The organism is Amycolatopsis cihanbeyliensis (genome assembly GCF_006715045.1).
In the GTDB taxonomy this organism is placed as follows: Bacteria; Actinomycetota; Actinomycetes; order Mycobacteriales; family Pseudonocardiaceae; genus Amycolatopsis; species Amycolatopsis cihanbeyliensis.
The window spans coordinates 4,810,926-4,827,790 of record NZ_VFML01000001.1 but is presented as its reverse complement, the minus strand read 5'-3'; the positions used below and the strand labels follow the sequence as shown (position 1 = coordinate 4,827,790).

At 70.3% G+C, this 16,865-nt stretch carries 16 protein-coding genes; 8 read left to right on the top strand and 8 right to left on the bottom strand.

The window, feature by feature from the left end:
* Positions 1-11 precede the first annotated feature (11 nt).
* The 6 genes from paaB to FB471_RS21940 all read right to left on the bottom strand — a co-directional run bounded on the left by paaB (position 12) and on the right by FB471_RS21940 (position 6,648).
* Positions 12-278 carry a 1,2-phenylacetyl-CoA epoxidase subunit PaaB gene (gene paaB / locus FB471_RS21965; protein WP_142002283.1) on the bottom strand — a complete coding sequence of 89 codons (267 nt, stop codon included), beginning with the start codon at positions 276-278 and terminating at the stop codon, positions 12-14.
* Between the two features lie 113 nt (positions 279-391).
* Positions 392-1,336 carry a 1,2-phenylacetyl-CoA epoxidase subunit PaaA gene (gene paaA, locus FB471_RS21960; protein ID WP_142000286.1) on the bottom strand — a complete coding sequence of 315 codons (945 nt, stop codon included), beginning with the start codon at positions 1,334-1,336 and terminating at the stop codon, positions 392-394.
* Positions 1,333-3,366, bottom strand: a complete 2,034-nt coding sequence (gene paaZ / locus FB471_RS21955; RefSeq protein WP_142000285.1) for a phenylacetic acid degradation bifunctional protein PaaZ — start codon at positions 3,364-3,366, stop codon at positions 1,333-1,335. The genes paaA and paaZ overlap by 4 nt, the downstream gene beginning before the upstream one ends.
* A 56-nt stretch (positions 3,367-3,422) precedes the next feature.
* A complete protein-coding gene (locus FB471_RS21950; protein WP_246076521.1) occupies positions 3,423-4,376 on the bottom strand; it encodes a bile acid:sodium symporter family protein in 954 nt (317 codons plus the stop codon).
* A gap of 192 nt (positions 4,377-4,568) precedes the next feature.
* Positions 4,569-5,807: a cytochrome P450 gene (locus FB471_RS21945; RefSeq protein ID WP_142000284.1), complete on the bottom strand. Its 1,239-nt coding sequence runs from the start codon at positions 5,805-5,807 to the stop codon at positions 4,569-4,571.
* Positions 5,794-6,648, bottom strand: coding sequence for a 3-hydroxyacyl-CoA dehydrogenase family protein (locus tag FB471_RS21940; protein WP_142000283.1), 855 nt, complete (start codon positions 6,646-6,648; stop codon positions 5,794-5,796). The genes FB471_RS21945 and FB471_RS21940 overlap by 14 nt, the downstream gene beginning before the upstream one ends.
* Positions 6,649-6,757: 109 nt before the next feature.
* On the opposite strand from FB471_RS21940, the gene paaI reads away from it, so the two are divergent.
* From paaI to FB471_RS21925, 3 genes are read left to right on the top strand one after another with little or no spacing between them, the layout of a single operon-like run.
* Positions 6,758-7,150, top strand: a complete 393-nt coding sequence (gene paaI / locus FB471_RS21935; RefSeq protein ID WP_142002279.1) for a hydroxyphenylacetyl-CoA thioesterase PaaI — start codon at positions 6,758-6,760, stop codon at positions 7,148-7,150.
* Positions 7,137-8,417 (top strand): phenylacetate--CoA ligase PaaK, encoded by a 1,281-nt coding sequence (gene paaK, locus FB471_RS21930; RefSeq protein WP_142000282.1) that lies wholly within the window; start codon positions 7,137-7,139, stop codon positions 8,415-8,417. The genes paaI and paaK overlap by 14 nt, the downstream gene beginning before the upstream one ends.
* Positions 8,418-8,439: 22 nt before the next feature.
* Positions 8,440-9,057 (top strand): TetR/AcrR family transcriptional regulator, encoded by a 618-nt coding sequence (locus FB471_RS21925; protein ID WP_142000281.1) that lies wholly within the window; start codon positions 8,440-8,442, stop codon positions 9,055-9,057.
* Positions 9,058-9,113: 56 nt separating this feature from the next.
* On the opposite strand, the gene FB471_RS21920 is transcribed toward FB471_RS21925, so the two are convergent.
* Together FB471_RS21920 and FB471_RS21915 are read right to left on the bottom strand one after the other, a co-directional pair.
* Positions 9,114-9,365 (bottom strand): DUF397 domain-containing protein, encoded by a 252-nt coding sequence (locus tag FB471_RS21920; protein ID WP_142000280.1) that lies wholly within the window; start codon positions 9,363-9,365, stop codon positions 9,114-9,116.
* Positions 9,352-10,227 carry a helix-turn-helix domain-containing protein gene (locus FB471_RS21915; protein WP_142000279.1) on the bottom strand — a complete coding sequence of 292 codons (876 nt, stop codon included), beginning with the start codon at positions 10,225-10,227 and terminating at the stop codon, positions 9,352-9,354. Before FB471_RS21915 ends, FB471_RS21920 begins: the two co-directional genes overlap by 14 nt.
* Before the next feature lie 114 nt (positions 10,228-10,341).
* Between FB471_RS21915 and FB471_RS21910 the strand changes: the two genes are divergently transcribed.
* The 5 genes from FB471_RS21910 to FB471_RS21890 all read left to right on the top strand — a co-directional run bounded on the left by FB471_RS21910 (position 10,342) and on the right by FB471_RS21890 (position 16,814).
* Positions 10,342-10,653, top strand: a complete 312-nt coding sequence (locus FB471_RS21910; protein WP_142000278.1) for a hypothetical protein — start codon at positions 10,342-10,344, stop codon at positions 10,651-10,653.
* Positions 10,654-10,844: 191 nt separating this feature from the next.
* Positions 10,845-11,837, top strand: coding sequence for a 2,3-diaminopropionate biosynthesis protein SbnA (gene sbnA / locus FB471_RS21905; protein ID WP_142000277.1), 993 nt, complete (start codon positions 10,845-10,847; stop codon positions 11,835-11,837).
* Positions 11,834-13,471, top strand: a complete 1,638-nt coding sequence (locus FB471_RS21900) for an IucA/IucC family protein (RefSeq protein ID WP_142000276.1) — start codon at positions 11,834-11,836, stop codon at positions 13,469-13,471. Before sbnA ends, FB471_RS21900 begins: the two co-directional genes overlap by 4 nt.
* A complete protein-coding gene (locus FB471_RS21895; RefSeq protein WP_142000275.1) occupies positions 13,468-15,057 on the top strand; it encodes an IucA/IucC family protein in 1,590 nt (529 codons plus the stop codon). Before FB471_RS21900 ends, FB471_RS21895 begins: the two co-directional genes overlap by 4 nt.
* On the top strand, positions 15,057-16,814 hold the full coding sequence (locus FB471_RS21890) for an IucA/IucC family protein (RefSeq protein ID WP_142000274.1): 1,758 nt from the start codon (positions 15,057-15,059) through the stop codon (positions 16,812-16,814). Before FB471_RS21895 ends, FB471_RS21890 begins: the two co-directional genes overlap by 1 nt.
* Positions 16,815-16,865 lie beyond the last annotated feature (51 nt).

The window sequence follows — 16,865 nt, the reverse complement described above, 5'->3', positions numbered from 1 at the left end:
GTGCTTGGCTCTCAGATATGCGGGACGTCGTCGGGGATCTCGTAGAAGGTCGGGTGCCGGTAGACCTTGTCCCCGCTCGGGGCGAAGAACGGGTCCTTCTCGTCCGGGCTCGACGCGGTGATGTCGGTCGCCCGCACCACCCATATGCTCACGCCCTCGTTGCGGCGGGTGTAGAGGTCGCGGGCGTTGCGCAGCGCCATCTGGTCGTCGGCCGCGTGCAGCGAACCGACATGCACGTGGTTCAACCCGCGCTTGCCCCGCACGAACACCTCGTACAGCGGCCACCCCGCCCGGGGACCCTGAACGTGGCTTTCCGGACGTTCAACGTCCCAAACGCCACGTTCGCGACGTTCAACGTCGCGATCGCCACGTTCAGGGCTTTCCGGCGGGTTCATGCGGCGGCCTCCCTGGTCGTGTGCTTGGCGGCATGGGCGGTGGCGGCCTCGCGCACCCACGCGCCGTCCTCATGCGCGCGGCGGCGGCACTCGACCCGCTGGGTGTTGCACGGGCCGTTGCCGCGCAGCACCTCCTTGAACTCGCCCCAGTCGATCTCACCGAAGTCGTAGTGCCCGCGCTCGGGATTCCAGGCCAGCTCCGGATCGGGCAGGGTGACGCCGAGCGCCTCGGCCTGCGGCACGGTCATGTCGACGAACCGCTGGCGCAGCTCGTCATTGGTGTGCCGCTTGATCTTCCAGGCCATCGACTGCTCGGTGTTCGGCGAGTCGCCGTCCGGCGGGCCGAACATCATCAGCGAGGGCCACCAGTAGCGGTCGGTGGCCTCCTGCACCATCTCCCGCTGCTCCGGCGTTCCGCGCATCATGGTCATCAGCAGCTCGTAGCCCTGCCGCTGGTGGAAGGACTCCTCCTTGCAGATCCGGATCATCGCCCTGGCGTAGGGGCCGTAGCTGCTGCGGCACAACGGAACCTGGTTGCAGATCGCCGCCCCGTCCACCAGCCAGCCGATCACCCCGACGTCGGCGAAGGTCAGCGTCGGGTAGTTGAAGATGGAGGAGTACTTCTGCCGCCCGCTGATCAGCCGCTCGGTGAGGTCGGTGCGGTCAGCCCCGAGCGTTTCCGCCGCGGAGTACAGGTACAGCCCGTGCCCCGCCTCGTCCTGCACCTTGGCCAGCAGGATCGCCTTGCGGCGCAAGGAAGGCGCGCGAGTGATCCAGTTGCCCTCCGGCTGCATGCCGATGATCTCCGAGTGCGCGTGCTGCGCGATCTGCCGGATCATCGTCTTGCGGTAACCGTCCGGCAGCCAGTCCCGGGGTTCCAGGCGCTGGTCCTTCTCGAGCGTGTGCTCGAAGTGGCGTTCCAGGTCGTTCGGTTCAGTCACTGGCGTTGCTCCTTGGCGACCAGGGTGAGCACGTCGTACTTGGCGACCGACTCGCCCTCGCCGTTCGTCACGTCCGCGTCCCAGCGCACCTCGCCGTAGTCGGCATCGACCCGCGGGGTGATCTGCTTGGCGGTCAGCGTCACGGTCAGCGAGTCGCCCGGCTTGACCGGGGTGAGGAAGCGCAGGTTCTCCAACCCGTAGTTGGCCAGTACCGGGCCGGGTTCCGGGGAGACGAACAGCCCGGCGGCGAAGGACACCACCAGGTAGCCGTGCGCCACGATGCCGCCGAACAGCGGGTTCTCCCGCGCCGCGGCCTCGTCGGTATGCGCGTAGAAGGTGTCCCCGGTGAACTCGGCGAAGTGGTCGACGTCTTCCTGGGTCACCGTGCGCGGCCCGGCGACCACGGTGTCCCCGACCTTCAGCTCGGCAAGCGACTTGCGGAACGGGTGCTCGCCCTCCTGCCGCGGCGCGCCGGGCACCCAGCGATTCGTGACCGCGCCCAGCACTGTCGGGCTCGCCTGCACCGCGGTGCGCTGCATGTGGTGCAGCACGCCACGGATGCCGGCCAGCTCCTCGCCACCGCCCGCACGCCCCGGCCCGCCGTGCACCAGCGCGGGCAGTGGCGAGCCGTGCCCTGTGGACTCCTTGGCATCCTCGGCGTCCAGCACGAGCAGCCTGCCGTGCCATGGCGCGACGCCGAGCACCAGTTCCCGTGCGAACTCGGCGTCCCCGGTCACCACGGAGCCGACCAGGCTGCCCTTGCCGCGGGCGGCGAGCTCGATGACCTGCTCGGTGGAGGTGTAGGGCAGCAGGGTGGACACCGGGCCGAAGGCCTCCACCTCGTGCGGTTCGGCCCGCTCGGGGTCAGCGGCACGCAGCAGGACCGGGGAGACGAACGCGCCGCGCTCGGCGTCGGCGTCCACCACGTCCACCCGCTCCGGGTCACCGGAGACCACGCTGCCCGCGTCCAGCAACGCCTTCAGCGAGCGGCGGACCTCCTCGCGCTGCTCGAGGCTGGCCAGTGCGCCCATCCGCACGCCCTCGGAAGCCGGGTTGCCCACGGTCACCCTGGCCAGCCGCTCGGCGGCCGCCGCGGCCACGTCATCGGCCAGCTCGGCCGGTACGAAAGCGCGGCGGATGGCGGTGCACTTCTGCCCCGCCTTCACCGTCATCTCGGTGACGAGCTGCTTGACGAACAGGTCGAACTCGGTGGTGCCGGGCTTCGCGTCCGGGCCGAGCACGGACAGGTTGAGCGAGTCGGCCTCGGCGTTGAACCGGACCGCGCCTCGCACGACGGCCGGGTGCGTGCGCAGCCGTTGCGCGGTGTCCGCGGAGCCGGTGAAGGAGACCAGGTCCTGCTCGGTGACGTGGTCCAGCAGGTCGCCCGCGCTGCCGCAGACCAGCTGCAGCGTGCCCTCCGGCAGCAGCCCGGAGTCCACGATCAGCCGAACCAGCCGCTCGGTCAGGTACGCGGTCTGGCTGGCCGGTTTGACCAGGCTGGGCACGCCGGCGAGGAAGGCGGGGGCGAACTTCTCCAGCGGGCCCCACACCGGGAAGTTGAACGCGTTGATCTGCACGGCCACGCCGCGCAGCGGGGTGGCGATGTGCTGGCCGAGGAAGGTCCCGCCCTTGCCGAGCGGCTCCACCGCGCCGTCCACGTACACGGTGTCGTTGGGCAGTTCGCGCCTGCCCTTGCTGCCGTAGGCGAACAGCACGCCGATGCCGCCGTCGATGTCGAACTTGGAGTCCCCGAGCGTGGCCCCGGTGCGCAGGGAGAGCTGGTACAGCTCCTCGCGGTGCTCGCGCAGCTCCGAGGCGAGCGCCTTGAGCAGCGCCGCCCGCTGGTGGAAGGTCAGCTCGCGCAGCGCGGGGCCGCCGGTACGCCGCCCGTGGTCCAGCGCGGCCGCCATGTCGACGCCGGTGGCGGAGATCCGGGCCACCTCCTCGCCGGTCGCCGCGTCGTGCAGTGGCCTGCCCGCGTCCTGCGGCGTGTGCCACCGGCCGGAAACGTAGCTGCGCAGCAGGGCCATGAAGGCCAGCCTCCTCGAGTCATCCGACGTGAATTACCAACCGTACGTTCAGTAATTCACGATACCTTGCCGCGGCGGTCGCGGGTAGACCTTCGCGCCCAGAAGGTGGCCAGCGCGGAGCCGGAGATGTTGTGCCAGACCGAGAACAGTGCGGCGGGCAGGGCGGCCAGCGGGGCGAAGTGCACCGTGGCGAGGCTGGCCGCGAGCCCGGAGTTCTGCATGCCGACCTCGATACTGATCGCCCGGCGGGCACTCTCCCCCAGTCCGGCGATCCGGCCGGCGAGATAACCGAGCAGCAGGCCCGCGGCGTTGTGCGCGACGACCGCGAGGACCAGCAACACCCCGCTGCCGGCTGCGACATCGGCATTCACCCCGACCACCGCCGCCACCACGACGACGATGCCGCTGACCGAGACCAGCGGCAGGTACGGCAGCACCCGCCGGACGAACCGGCCGGCCAGCAGCCGCACCAGCACTCCGGCGACGATCGGCACCAGCACGATCTCCAGGATCGAGCGGAACAGGGCCCAGGGGTCCACCGGCAGCGTCGACCCGCCGAGCCAGAGCACCAGCAGCGGGGTCAGCAGCGGTGCGAGCAGGGTGGACACCGAGGTGAGGGTGACCGAGAGGGCGACATCGCCGCGTCCGAGGTAGACCACCACGTTCGAGGCGGTGCCGCCGGGAGCGGAACCGACCAGGATCATGCCGAGCAGCAGTAGTGGCCCCAGGCCGAGCAGGGTGCCGATGCTCCACGCCGCCAGCGGCATGATCAGGTACTGGGCCACCAGGCCGAGCAACACCACCACCGGGCGGCGCAGCACCAGCGCGAAGTCGCCGGGCCGCAGGGTGAGGCCCATGCCGAACATGATCACACCGAGCAGCAGCGGGATCCGCGGGGCGAGGGTGGCCGACTGCTCGGGCAGCAGCAGGCCGAGCACCCCACCGAGCAGAACGAGCGGGGCGAACCAGCGGCCGGCGAAGGTGGCGATCCGCAGCAGGAGACTGGACACGAGTTCCCCCAACGAGGTCGGGCCGCGCCCGGTCCGCGCGGCGCATGATCACCGCAGGCTAACCCGCCGCAGGCAACATCGGCGCCGTTCCAGACCTCCCGCCGGAAGGCCCTGAACGTGCCGATCGAGACGCCCAGCGTCGCGAACGGCCCTATTGGGACGTCCAACGTCCGGAAAGCCACGTTCAGGGCGCTAGCGCCAGCGCAGGGGGAGGTGCGTGATGCCGTTGATGAAGTTCGAGGTCAGCCGCCGCGGCGGGCCGTCCAGCCCGACCTCGGGCAGCCGAGTGAGCAGCTCGGCGAAGAAGATCCGCAGTTGCAGCCTGCCGAAGTGGGCTCCGAGACACAGGTGCGGCCCCTGGCCGAAGGCGAGGTGGTCGTTGGGCCGCCTGCCGAGGTCGAAGCGGAACGGATCGGCGAACGCGCGCTCGTCGAAGTGCGCGGAGGCGTGGTACACGACGACCTTGTCCCCCTCCCGGATGCGCATGCCACCCAGTTCGGTATCCGCGCCCGCGGTGCGGCGGAAGCTGAGCACGGGCGGGTGCCAGCGCAGGATCTCCTCGACCGCGCTCGGCAGCAGGCCGGGGTCGGCGCGTAACCGCCGGTACTGCTCCGGATGCTCGGCCAGCGCGAGCACGCCGCCGGGCAGGGCGCTGCGCACGGTGTCGTTGCCCGCGATCACCACCAGGAAGAAGAACATCTCCAGCTCGGCGTCGTCCAGCGCGCGGCCATCCACTTCGGCCTGGACGAGCGCGGTCATCAGGTCCTCGCCCGGATGCTTCCGCTTGTACGCGGCCAGTTCCCGCGCGTAACCGAACATATCGGACAGCATCGCGGGCGAGCGCGGGTTCACCGGCCTGCCCTCGGCATCCCGCACGGTCTCGGCGTGCTCGGGGTCCTGGTAGCCGATCACCCGGTTCGTCCAGCGCAGCAGCAGCTCACGGTCCGCGGCCGGTACCCCGAGCAGGTCGGCGAGGTTGGCCAGCGGGAAGTCGTCGGTCACCTCCACCGGCAGGTCGCAGCGGCCGCGCGGGGCCACCGCGTCCAGCAGCGACCTGGCCCGCTCGGCGATCCGTTCGGCCGAGCGTTCCAGCCTGCGCCGGGTGAACACCGCGGCCGCAAGGCCGCGCAGCCTGCGATGCTCCGGCGGGTCCATGTTCAGCATCATCCGGCGGATGAAGGCAAGGTCCGCCGGCTCGGGATCGCGGATCTGGGTGGCACCGAGCCATGAGGAGAACACCTCGGGAGTGCGCAGCACGTGCTTGACGTCGGCGTACCGGGTGACCGCCCAGTAGCCCGGGCCCGCCGGCCAGTCCAGCACCGCGTGCTCGTCCTGCCAGCACACCGGCGCGGTGTCCCGCAGCCGGCGGAACTCCTCGTGCGGCAGGCCGCGGGCGAACACCCGCGGGTCGAACACGTCAGTCCCAGTCATGGAAGCCCCTGCCGCTCTTGCGGCCCAGCTCGCCCCTTGCCACCTTGTCCCGCAGCAGCCGCGGAGGCGCGAACCGCTCACCAAGCGTGCCGTGCAGGTACTCCGCGATGGCCAGCCGCACGTCGAGGCCCACCAGGTCGGTCGAGCGCAGCGGACCCATCGGGTGCCGGTAGCCCAGCTCCATGGCATTGTCGATGGACTCGGCGTCGGCCACGCCCTCCTCCAGCATCCGGATCGCCTCCAGGCCGAGCAGCACGCCCAGCCTGCTGGTGGCGAACCCCGGGGAGTCCCGCACCACGACCGCGGTCTTGTCCAGGCCGCGCACCCAGCCGAGCACCCGCTCCCTGGTCTCCTCGGTGCTCTCCGCGGGAAGCACCACCTCCACCAGCCTGGACGGCGGCACCGGGTTGAAGAAGTGCATGCCAAGGAAGCGACCGGGGTCCTGCAGTCCGGCGGCGAGCTCGGTCACCGACAGCGAGCTGGTGTTGGTGGCGAGCACGGTGTGCCCGCCGACCGCGCGCTCCGCGGCGGCCAGCACCTGGATCTTGAGGTCGGCGCGCTCCGGGACCGCCTCCACGACCAGGTCGGTCCCCGCCGGGAGCTCGGCGGGATCGGTGCCGACCCGCACCCTGGCGCGCATCTCCTCCGGGCCGGTGTCGAGCTTGCCGCGCTCGGCGGCCCGGCGCAGCCCGGTGGTGACCCGCTCGGCGGCGGCATCGGCCGCGCCCGCATCGCCCTCGACGACGACCACCTCGGCGCCTGCCGTCGCGAACACCTGCGCGATTCCCGCGCCCATCCGCCCGCCGCCGATCACGCCAACCTTTTCCGGCACCGCAGTCATGAACAACTCCTCTTGACACCTTCACCGACCGACACACAGTATTAACCGTCCATTCGGTCAGTAAGCAAGGCAGGAAGCTAGCTTGGACGAACGCAACGCCGCGCATGCCATGTTCGACGTGGATGAGGCGTCCCGCTCGCTGGGCATCGAGTTGCTCGAGGCGGGCGACGGCCGCGCGGTGGCCACGATGCGCGTCACCAGCTCGATGGTCAACGGGCACGACATCGTGCACGGCGGCTACGTCTTCCTGCTCGCCGACACCACCTTCGCCTGCGCCTGCAACAGCCACGGGCCCGTGACCGTGGCCGCGGGCGCGGACATCACCTTCGTCGCCCCGGCGAAACTGGGTGCGGAGCTGGTGGCCACGGCCGAGGAACGGACCCGGTACGGGCGGAGCGGTATCTACGACGTGACGGTGCGTCGCGGGGACGAGGTGATCGCCGAGTTCCGCGGCCGCAGCCGGGTCATCGGGCAGGAGGAATCGAGGCATGGACGAGGCTGAGACCCTCAGCGCCGACGAGCTGCACGCGTTGCAGCTAGAGCGTCTACAGTGGACGCTTTGGCACGCCTACGACAACGTGCCCCACTACCGCGCGAAGTTCGAGGCGGCCGGGGTGCATCCGGACGACTGCCGCGGCCTCGACGACCTGGCGAAGTTCCCCATGACCACCAAGGACGACCTGCGGCAGAACTACCCCTTCGGGATGTTCGCGGTGCCGCAGCGGCAGGTGAGCCGGATCCACGCCTCCAGCGGTACCACCGGGAAGCCCACCGTGGTCGGCTACACCGAGCGGGACATCGGCACCTGGGCCACGGTGATGGCAAGGTCGATCCACGCCGCCGGTGGCCGCCAGGGGGACAAGGTGCACGTGGCGTACGGCTACGGGCTGTTCACCGGCGGGCTCGGCGCGCACTACGGCGCGGAGAAGCTCGGCTGCACCGTGATCCCGGTCTCCGGCGGGATGACCGCGCGGCAGGTGCAGCTGATCGTGGACTTCCGGCCCGAGATCATCATGGTCACCCCGACCTACCTGCTGACCATGCTGGACGAGTTCGAGCGGCAGGGCGTGGATCCGCGGGACACCGCGCTGCGGGTCGGCATCTTCGGTGCCGAGCCCTGGACCGAGGAGCTGCGCGCCGAGATCGAGGGCCGCACCGGCATGGACGCGGTGGACATCTACGGGCTGTCCGAGGTGATGGGGCCCGGGGTGGCGCAGGAAAGCGTGCGAACCAAGGACGGCCTGCACATCTGGGAGGACCATTTCTACCCCGAGGTGATCGACCCGCTCGAGGAACACGTGCTGGAGCCCGGCGAGCGCGGCGAGTTGCTGTTCACCTCGCTCACCAAAGAGGCGCTGCCGATCATCCGGTACCGGACCCGGGACCTCACCCGGCTGCTGCCCGGCACCGCGTATCCCGCGTTCCGCCGGATGGAGAAGGTCACCGGGCGCTCGGACGACCTGATCATCCTGCGCGGGGTGAACCTGTTCCCCACCCAGATCGAGGAGATCGTGCTGCGTACCGATGGCCTCGCCCCGCACTTCCAGCTGGAGCTGACCACCAAGGACCGGATGGACCAGCTCACCGTGCACGTGGAGGCCCACGCGAACACCCCGGAACAGCGGCGGGTGAGCGCGGCCACCGAACTGGTGGCCGAGATCAAGGACAGGATCGGGGTAAGCGTGGAGGTAGGGGTGCAGGATCCGGACACCCTGGAGCGGTCGCTGGGGAAACTACGCCGCGTGATCGACCGACGGAAAACCGGCTGACAGCCGCTGCGATACTCCTACCGTGACGTCCGTACGGCAAACCCCGCCCCCCGCGTCCTCCGGGCGCAGGGGCAGGCCGGGTTATGACCTGGAGTCGGTGCTGCGGGTCGCGGTGAAGCTGTTCAATGACCGGGGGTACGACGGCACCAGCATGGAGGACCTTTCCCGCAAGCTCGGCATCACCAAGTCGGCGATCTACCACCACGTGTCCAGCAAGCAGGAGTTGCTGCGGCTGGCGGTCGACCGGGCGCTGGACGGGCTGTTCGCGGTGGTCGACGAGGCCGAGCAGGTGGACGGTCGGGCCGTGGAACGCCTGGAGTACCTGGTGCGGGGCAGCGTGACGGTGCTGGTGGACCGGTTACCGTTCGTGACCCTGCTGCTGCGGGTGCGCGGGAACACAAAGGTCGAGCGCGCCGCACTGGCCCGCCGACGCGAGTTCGACAAGATCGTGAGCGAGCTGGTGCGAGCCGCGGAGAACGAGGGCGACATCCGCCCGGACATCGACCCCGCGGTAACCGCGCGGTTGCTGTTCGGCATGGTCAACTCGCTGATCGAGTGGTACCGCCCGCGCCGGGGCTCGGACCCCACGGACCTCGCCGACGCGGTGGCCAAGATCGCCTTCGACGGCATCCGCACCTGAACCGTGTTTGCTCCCCACGTAACCGTGTTGGCCGCTCCCGTAGGCGAGTTTGCCGTCTACGTAGGCGAGTTTGCCCGCTGCGCAGCAAGAAACGCCCACCACGCCGACCGCGGAACGGCCAACGTGCCCCCGCCCCTGTCCTTGGTGTCCCGGACCAGCACGCCCGGCTCCTGCCACCCAATCTCGACACAGGCGCTGCCGTTGCTGCTGTAACTGCTCGTCCGCCAGCCCACCTCGACACAGGCGCTGCCGTTCGTGCTGTAACTGCTCGTCCGCCAGACGATCCCGCTCGGCTCAAACCCGTTCATCGTGATCCTCTCCCGAGGGATACAACTCCACCGCCAGTTCGCGGATCAACTCCATGGATTGTCCCTCATCCAGCGCCTTGCCCGCGAGCCTCGCCAGAATGCTCCGGTAGGCGGAGATTTCCACCGGTTGCTCAAGAAACAGGCAGGAGGTCTCGCTGTCCAGGTACACCACCGGCTTGTACTCGGCGAAGTCCATCAACTGAAACTGCCCGGCAATGCCCGGATGCCCGCCGATGGCGGCCGGGACCGCCCGCAGGCTGATCGATGATCGCACCGCCATCCGCAGCAGATGGTGCAACTGATCCGACATCACCGCCGGGCCACCCACCGGGAGCCGCAACACGAACTCATGCAGGAAGAAGTTCAGCCTTACCGGTAGGTGCCTGGTGAACAACTTCTGCCTGGCCAGCCGGGCGCCTACCCGTTCCTCGATCTCGTCGGACGGCACGTTGCCGGTCTCCACGATCAGCGTCCGTGCGTAGTCACCCGTTTGCAGCAGGCCAGGAACCATGATCGGCTGAAACTCGCCTATATCGAGCGCCTTCTCCTCATGGTCGATAAACGTACGGAGTTGCTCGGGTAGGCGGCTGCCGTGTTGTTGCAGCCAGCCGGGGGTGTCGCGCTCCCGGCACAGCTTCAGCAGGCGCTCGCGCTCTCGGCCCGTCACCCCGCAGATCGCCAGGAAGCTGACGATGTCCATCTCGGTACCGCCACGCTTCCCGCCCAGCAGCTTGGACACGCGGCCTTCCGACCAGTCGAGCTTGGCTGCGACCTGCTTCTGGTTCAGCCCGGCGCGCACCAGGGCCGCGCGCAGCCCCTCGCCGAGTTCCCGGCTGCGGATGGTGGGGGTTCTGTCCTGCATGCGGACAAAGTAGCGCCGATTCCGCACCGTTTCGGCCGGTTCAGTCCATTGTCCCCCGAAGAGGCGCGTGCATTCCTGGGGGACAACCGGTTTTCTATGATCTGGAGGTACGACATGATTTCACCGGCACAAGCCGAAGCGAACCAGTTACTCTGCTGCGAACTGTACCGCCACCTCGACGAGGCGGACTTCCTGGCAGGCAAGTGGACGAAGTGGTCCGATGAGGACATCCAACATGCCCGCGCACTCATCCCGGACCTGCTCCGGGTGATCCGCGCCGTGCTGGATATACACCAGGCGACCTGGCAGGGAACCTGCCGGCTCTGTTATCGACCCTGGCCGTGTGCCACCGTGCAATGCATTCACCGGGTCGTGAAGGACCCGGACCGGGAATTCGTGAAACTCGTTCGACTCAGCGAGCCGTAGGCGGTCGGCCAACAGCAAACTCGCCTACGTCAACGGCAAACTCAGTTACGTGGGCGGCCAACACGGTTACGTGGAGGGCAAACACGATGGGGGAGGTGCACGTAGCGTAGCTACGGCATGTGTCGGAATTCTCATGGAGGGTGACAGGGCTACTAAGGTAAGACTTACCTAGCACCCAACCAAGGAGGATCGTGACCGTCGCCCCCGTGACCGAGTCGGTATCCGAGTCCGTGGCCTGCTGCATCGGCAACACGCCCGTGGTCGCCCTGCGGCGGCTGTTCCCCGACCCCGGCACGGAGGTTCTGGCCAAGCTGGAGCTGATGAACCCCGGCGGCAGCATGAAGGACCGCTCCGCCCGCTACATCGTGGAAAGCGGCCTGCGGGACGGCTCGATCCGGCCCGGCAGCGGGCTGGTCGAGAGCAGCTCCGGCAACTTCGGGATCGCGCTCGCGATGGCCGCGCGCCTGCATGACCTGCGGTTCACCTGCGTGGTCGACCCGAAGACCACCCCGGCCAACCTGACGATCCTGCGCAACCTCGGGGTGCGGGTCGAGATGGTCACCGAGCCGGACGAGGTCGGCGGGTACCTCGGTGCGCGCATCCGGCGGGTGCGGCAGCTGCTCGCCGAGGCCCCCGGCGCGATCTGGATCAACCAGTACGCCAACGAGCGCAACTGGCAGGCGTACTACCACGGCACCGGAGCCGAGCTGGCCGAGCAACTCGTGCACCCACCCACCTACCTCTTCGCCGCGGTGAGCACCACCGGCAGCATCCTCGGCTGCGCGCGCAGGCTGCGCGAGCGCTTCCCCGACCTGCGGGTGGTCGCGGTGGACGCGGTGGGCTCGGTGATCTTCGGCGGTAGCCAGGCGCCGAGGGAACTCCCCGGCATCGGCTCCAGCCGCACCCCGGAGCTGTGCCGCCCCGAGGAGATCGACGAGGTGGTCCGGGTGGACGATGTGGACGCCGCCCTCGGGTGCCGTGGACTGCTGGCCGCGGAAGGGATCTTCGCGGGCGGCTCCACCGGCTCGGTGGTGGCCGCCATCGAGCACAAGCTCCCCGCGCTCCCGCGGCCCTGCCGGGTGCTGGCCGTCTTCCCCGACCGCGGGGATCGCTACCTCGACCTGGTCTACGACGACGCCTGGCTGGACAAAGCGCGACGGAACCGGGAAAACCAGACAGCATGAACCCCGGCGAGCTGGTCATGCGGGACCTGGTGGACGCGCTGATCCAGGAGAACCTGTTCGGCTTCGCCGAGGGGAGGGCCGACACGGAGACCGGCCACTACGAGGTCGCCGCCCCCGGCCCCCCGATCCGGCTGCTGGTGCGTGACGGCGGGGCGTTGCAACGGCACCGGTTCGCGGGCGGACCGGTCCGGCACGGGGACACCGAGCTCACCCCGGACGCGCTGCTGCGCCTGCTCGCCGCCGACTCCCCGCACGGCGCGCGGGTCGCGGCGGACCTGCGGACCGCCGTGGAGCACGCCGAGGTCACCCTCACCGCGCGGCGACGGTTCACCGGACCGGGCGGGGAACGCCTCGCGGCCACCCGCGACCGGCCGTTCCATCCGACCGCCCGCGCCGCGGTCGGCTGGGCCGCGGCGGAACTCGCCGAGTACGGCCCGATGCGCAGGGAATCCCTCGCGCTGGCCTGGGTGGCGGTCCCCGCCGACCTGCTGCGTTTCGGCGGTGGACCGGGCTCGGCGGACCTGCCCGCGATGCTGCTCACCGACCACGACCGGGACCGGCTCGCCGAGGCCCTGCGCGGGCTGGACGGCTGGCGTGCCCTGCCCGTGCATCCCTGGCAGCTTGAGCACGTCCTGCCCCGGGAGTTCCCGGCGAACCGGCTGCGCCCGTTGCCCCGCGCGGGCCGGTTCCACCCGACGGCGGCCCTGCGCACGCTCGGCTCGGCGACGGAGAACGGCGTGCACGTGAAGCTGCCACTGGGCATCGCCACCCTCGGCGCGGCCCGGCTGCTGCCGCCGCGCTACCTGGACAACGGCGAGCGCGCCGAGCGCACCATGCGTACCCTGCTGGCTGCCGACCCCCTGCTGCGTCACCGGGTCGCGCTCTGCGACGAGCGGACCTGGTGCGGCTGGCACGCGGCCGAGGGCGACGAGTTCGCCGACCGGCCGGGACAACTCGCCGCGCAGGTCCGCCGCTACCCGCCGATCGAACCGGACGCGCTCGCCCTGCCGATGGCCGCGCTCGCCGCGCACGAGTGGGACCACCTCAGCGGGCTGATCGACCGCGAACCGGTCGCGTTCTTCACCGAGACCGCCGAGATCTTCCTCAAAGTGGCACTGGGTTTCCTTCGCTACGGCGTGCTTCCGGAGTTGCACGGGCAGAACGTGGTCCTGGTGCTGCGCGCGGGCAGCCCGGTGCGACTGGTGCTGCGTGACCATGACACGCTGCGCCTGCACCCGGCCTGGATGGCCGCGGCCGGGGTGCCCGATCCCGGCTACCGGGTGAAACCGGGGGCGCCGCAGTCGCTGCGGCTGGACTCCCCAGCGGAACTGCTCGGGTACCTGCAAACCCTCGGCATCCAGGTCAACCTCTACGGCATCGCCGACGCGCTCGCCCGGCACCTCGGCATCGCGGAAGGCGTCTTCTGGAGGCGGATACGAACCGCGATCACCGGCGCGCTGGACACGCTTGAGCTGCCAGGCCACCTGGCGAACCTGGTGAAGCGGCGACTCCTGGACGCACCACACTGGCCCAGCAGGCAGGTGCTGGGCCCGTTGCTACGGGAGGGATCCTCCACCGGGGTCAGCATGCCGGCGAGCACCGGCCAGGTGCCCAACCCGCTGGTGCGGGCATGACGGACGACCACCTGGCGGCGGCGCGGCGGGCCGCGCGGCAACGGCTGCTCAACTCCTTCCTGCGGGAGACCGGGCGACACACCGTCTCCGAAGGGGAACTGCGCATCCCGCTGACCGCGGCCCCCGGCGCGCTGGTGGTCCAGCTGTGTCACCGCTCGATCCTCGGCCAGCACACCTACGCCGACCCCGCCTTCCGCGAGTGTCCCGGAAGGCCACGGGTACCCATCGGCCACGCCGAGTTCGTGGCCACCCTGCTGGACGAGGTGGCGGCCGTGACCGGGCGGGGTGGCGCCCGGCGCAAGGCGGAGCTGGCCGCGCAGATCGGCAACAGCGTGGCGCATGTGGCGCGCTACCTCGCGGACCGGGCGGGCCGGAAGGATGATCCGGCCCGCAACGCCGAGCAGAACGTGCTGCTCGGTCACCCCTTCCACCCCACGCCGAAGAGCGCGGAGGGGTTCGGCGCCCGCGACCTGACCCGCTACGCGCCCGAGCTGGGCGCCTCCTTCGTGCCGCACTACTTCGCGGTGACGCCCCGGTTGCTGGCGGGGCGGCGGGTGGCCCCCGGATGCTGGGTCCCGGAACGGGTCGCGGCCCACTGCCCGACCGGGTACCGCCTGCTGCCCGCGCATCCGTGGCAGGCGGGCTACCTGGAGCAACGGGCCGAGGTGGTCGAGCTGATCACGGGCGGGGAGCTGATCGCCCTCGGCCCGCTCGGCGAACCCGTGTACCCGACCTCCTCGGTGCGCACGGTCTGCGATCCCGGTTTCCCAACCTGCTGGAAGCTGCCGCTACACGTGCGGATCACCAACTTCGTCCGCAACAACCCCGCCGAGCACCTGCGCCGGGCCACCGACGCCGCGCAGGTGATCGCCCGGCTGCGGGACCGCTGGCCCGCCGGTTTCGGCGTGCTGCTGGAGACCGGGTATCGCACGCTGGACCCGGAGATCGTCGGCGGCGAGCTCGCCGCCGAGTTCGCCGTGCTGTACCGGGACAACCCCTGCACCGGCGGCGCGGGCTCGCCGCGGGTGCTGGCCGGGTTGCTCGAGGAAGGCCCGCGTGGCGCGGAACCGGAACTCGTGCGCTGCGTGGCCGAGGCCGGTGACGTGCTCGCGTGGCTGCGCCGTTACCTGCGTATCTCCCTGCTGCCGCTGCTCACGGTGTTCGCCACCGACGGGGTCAGCTTCGAAGCGCATGTGCAGAACTCGCTGCTGGCGACCGAGCGCGGCTGGCCGGTGCGGTTCTGGGTGCGCGACCTGGAGGGGGTGAGCCTGAGCGAGCGGCACGACCTTGCGGCGGACAGCCCCGCGCTCTACTCCCCGGCCGAGGCCTGGTGCCGGCTGCGATATCACGCGGTCACCAACCAGCTCGGCCACGTGCTGCACGTACTCGGGCGCTACACCGGGGCGGCGGAGGAGCGCCTGTGGGCGGTGGCGCGGGAGGAACTCGCCGGGCTGCCGTATGCCTGTGTCGCCGAGCTGTTGCGCGCGCCGAGCCTGCCGGCCAAGGCGAACCTGCTCAGCCGGTTCGCCGACCGCAGCGAGCGGCCGCTGTTCGTGGATGTGCCCAACCCGTTACGGGAGGCGTGATGGACCCCGAACTCGTGCAACGCGCGTTGACCGCGCCGGCCTTCGGCACGGTGCGGCGGCGGGTGTTCCGCCAGCTGGTGGAGTCGTTGCTGTACGAGGACGCGTTACAGGTGCGCCGCGATCCTGATGGGTACATTGTGGATGGAAGCGATGGCCGTGGCGCCCCGGTTCGGTACCGGTTCACGGCGCGTCGCAGGCACGGGTTTCACCGGGTCGCGCTGGACGGCCCGGTGTACCGGGAGGGCGTGGAGGCGGAGTCGCCGAGCCGCTTCCTCGGTGAGGTGCGCGAGCGGCTGGCCGCCGAGCCGGAGCGGCTGGCCCGGTTCGCCCGCGAGCTGGAGGAGACCCTGGTGAAGGACGCGCTCGCCGAGTACGCCCGGCGGCGTCGCGGCGACGTGCTGGCCGGCGCCGGCTACGACACCCTGGAGGGCACGGTCACCGAGGGGCACCGTTACCACCCCACCTACAAGTCCAGGATCGGCTTCGACCTGGCCGACAACCTCGCCTTCGGCCCGGAGTTCGCCGCGCCGATCCGGCCACTGTGGCTGGCGGCCGGCCGGGAGTGCACCGAGGTGACCGTATCCGACTCGGTGCGGGAGCGGGACTTCCTTCGCGGGCAACTCGGTGAGTCCACTATGGATCATTTTACCGGGATCGCACCGGAGGGCGAGTTCACCCTGCTGCCGGTACACCCCTGGCAGTGGCGGGAACGGATCGTCCACGTGTTCGCCGAGCAGCTACGGCGTGGCGAGCTGCGGGTGCTGGGCAACGACCCGGACGAGTTCCGCGCCCAGCAGTCCATCCGCACGCTGGCCTGCCGAACCAGCCCGGAACGGCCGTACCTGAAACTCGCGTTGTCCATTGTGAACACCTCGACCGAGAGGGGGCTCGCCCCGCACACGGTCCGCAACGCCCCGTTGATCTCGGACTGGCTGCGCCGGGTGGTGGCCGGGGACGAGTTCCTGCGCACCGAGTGCGGGGTGATCCTGCTGGGCGAGGTGCTGGGCAGCGCGTTCACCCCGGACACCGGAACCGACCTGCTGCGTGCGGACTCCTACGGCGCGCTGGGATGCGTCTGGCGGGAGAGCCTGCACGACCACCTGGAACCCGGCGAGTCGGCCGTGCCGTTCACCGGGCTGACCGCGCGGGAGCTGGACGGCAGCCCCTTGCTCGACCCGTGGGTCCGCGCGCGGGGCCCGCGGGACTGGCTGATCCGGCTGGTGCGGGTGAGCGTGCCGCCGCTGGTGCACCTGCTGTGCGCGCACGGGATCGCGCTGGAGGCGCACGCGCAGAACATGGTGCTGGTGCACCGGGACGGGGTACCGGCCAGGGTCGCGCTGAAGGACTTCCACGACGGGGTGCGGTTCAGCCGGGACCTGCTCGCCGAACCGGACCTGTGCCCGCGGTTGGCGGGCACGCCGGCGCACCACCACAATCGCAACTCCTTCGTGGAGACCGAGGACCCGAGCCTGGTCACCGACTTCCTGCTGGACGCCTTCTTCTTCATCAACCTCGGCGAGTTGGCGATCTTCCTCGCCGAGTCCTACGGGCTGGACGAGCGCGAGTTCTGGGCGGTGGTACGCGCCGAACTACACCGCTACCGGGAGCGCTTCCCCGGCCTCGCGCACCGGTCAGCGCTGTTCGACATCGGCAAGCCACGGATCGCGGTGGAGAAGTTGACCACCCGGCGGCTGCTGCCGGACACCGAGCTGCGCCTGCATCCCGTGCCCAACCCCCTCGCCGAGCCGGAGCAGTGATGCGAAACGAGATCAATGCTCACCAGATCAGCGCTCACGTTTCGGATCAAC

Bases quoted from the DNA above. Each gene is read 5' to 3' on its own strand.
- paaZ (WP_142000285.1), bottom strand. From the start codon at position 3,366: ATGGCCCTGCTGCGCAGCTACGTTTCCGGCCGGTGGCACACGCCGCAG.
- FB471_RS21945 (WP_142000284.1), bottom strand. From the start codon at position 5,807: ATGACTGGGACTGACGTGTTCGACCCGCGGGTGTTCGCCCGCGGCCTG.
- FB471_RS21940 (WP_142000283.1), bottom strand. From the start codon at position 6,648: ATGACTGCGGTGCCGGAAAAGGTTGGCGTGATCGGCGGCGGGCGGATG.
- paaI (WP_142002279.1), top strand. From the start codon at position 6,758: ATGTTCGACGTGGATGAGGCGTCCCGCTCGCTGGGCATCGAGTTGCTC.
- paaK (WP_142000282.1), top strand. From the start codon at position 7,137: ATGGACGAGGCTGAGACCCTCAGCGCCGACGAGCTGCACGCGTTGCAG.
- FB471_RS21920 (WP_142000280.1), bottom strand. From the start codon at position 9,365: ATGAACGGGTTTGAGCCGAGCGGGATCGTCTGGCGGACGAGCAGTTAC.
- FB471_RS21915 (WP_142000279.1), bottom strand. From the start codon at position 10,227: ATGCAGGACAGAACCCCCACCATCCGCAGCCGGGAACTCGGCGAGGGG.
- FB471_RS21910 (WP_142000278.1), top strand. From the start codon at position 10,342: ATGATTTCACCGGCACAAGCCGAAGCGAACCAGTTACTCTGCTGCGAA.
- FB471_RS21900 (WP_142000276.1), top strand. From the start codon at position 11,834: ATGAACCCCGGCGAGCTGGTCATGCGGGACCTGGTGGACGCGCTGATC.
- FB471_RS21895 (WP_142000275.1), top strand. From the start codon at position 13,468: ATGACGGACGACCACCTGGCGGCGGCGCGGCGGGCCGCGCGGCAACGG.
- FB471_RS21890 (WP_142000274.1), top strand. From the start codon at position 15,057: ATGGACCCCGAACTCGTGCAACGCGCGTTGACCGCGCCGGCCTTCGGC.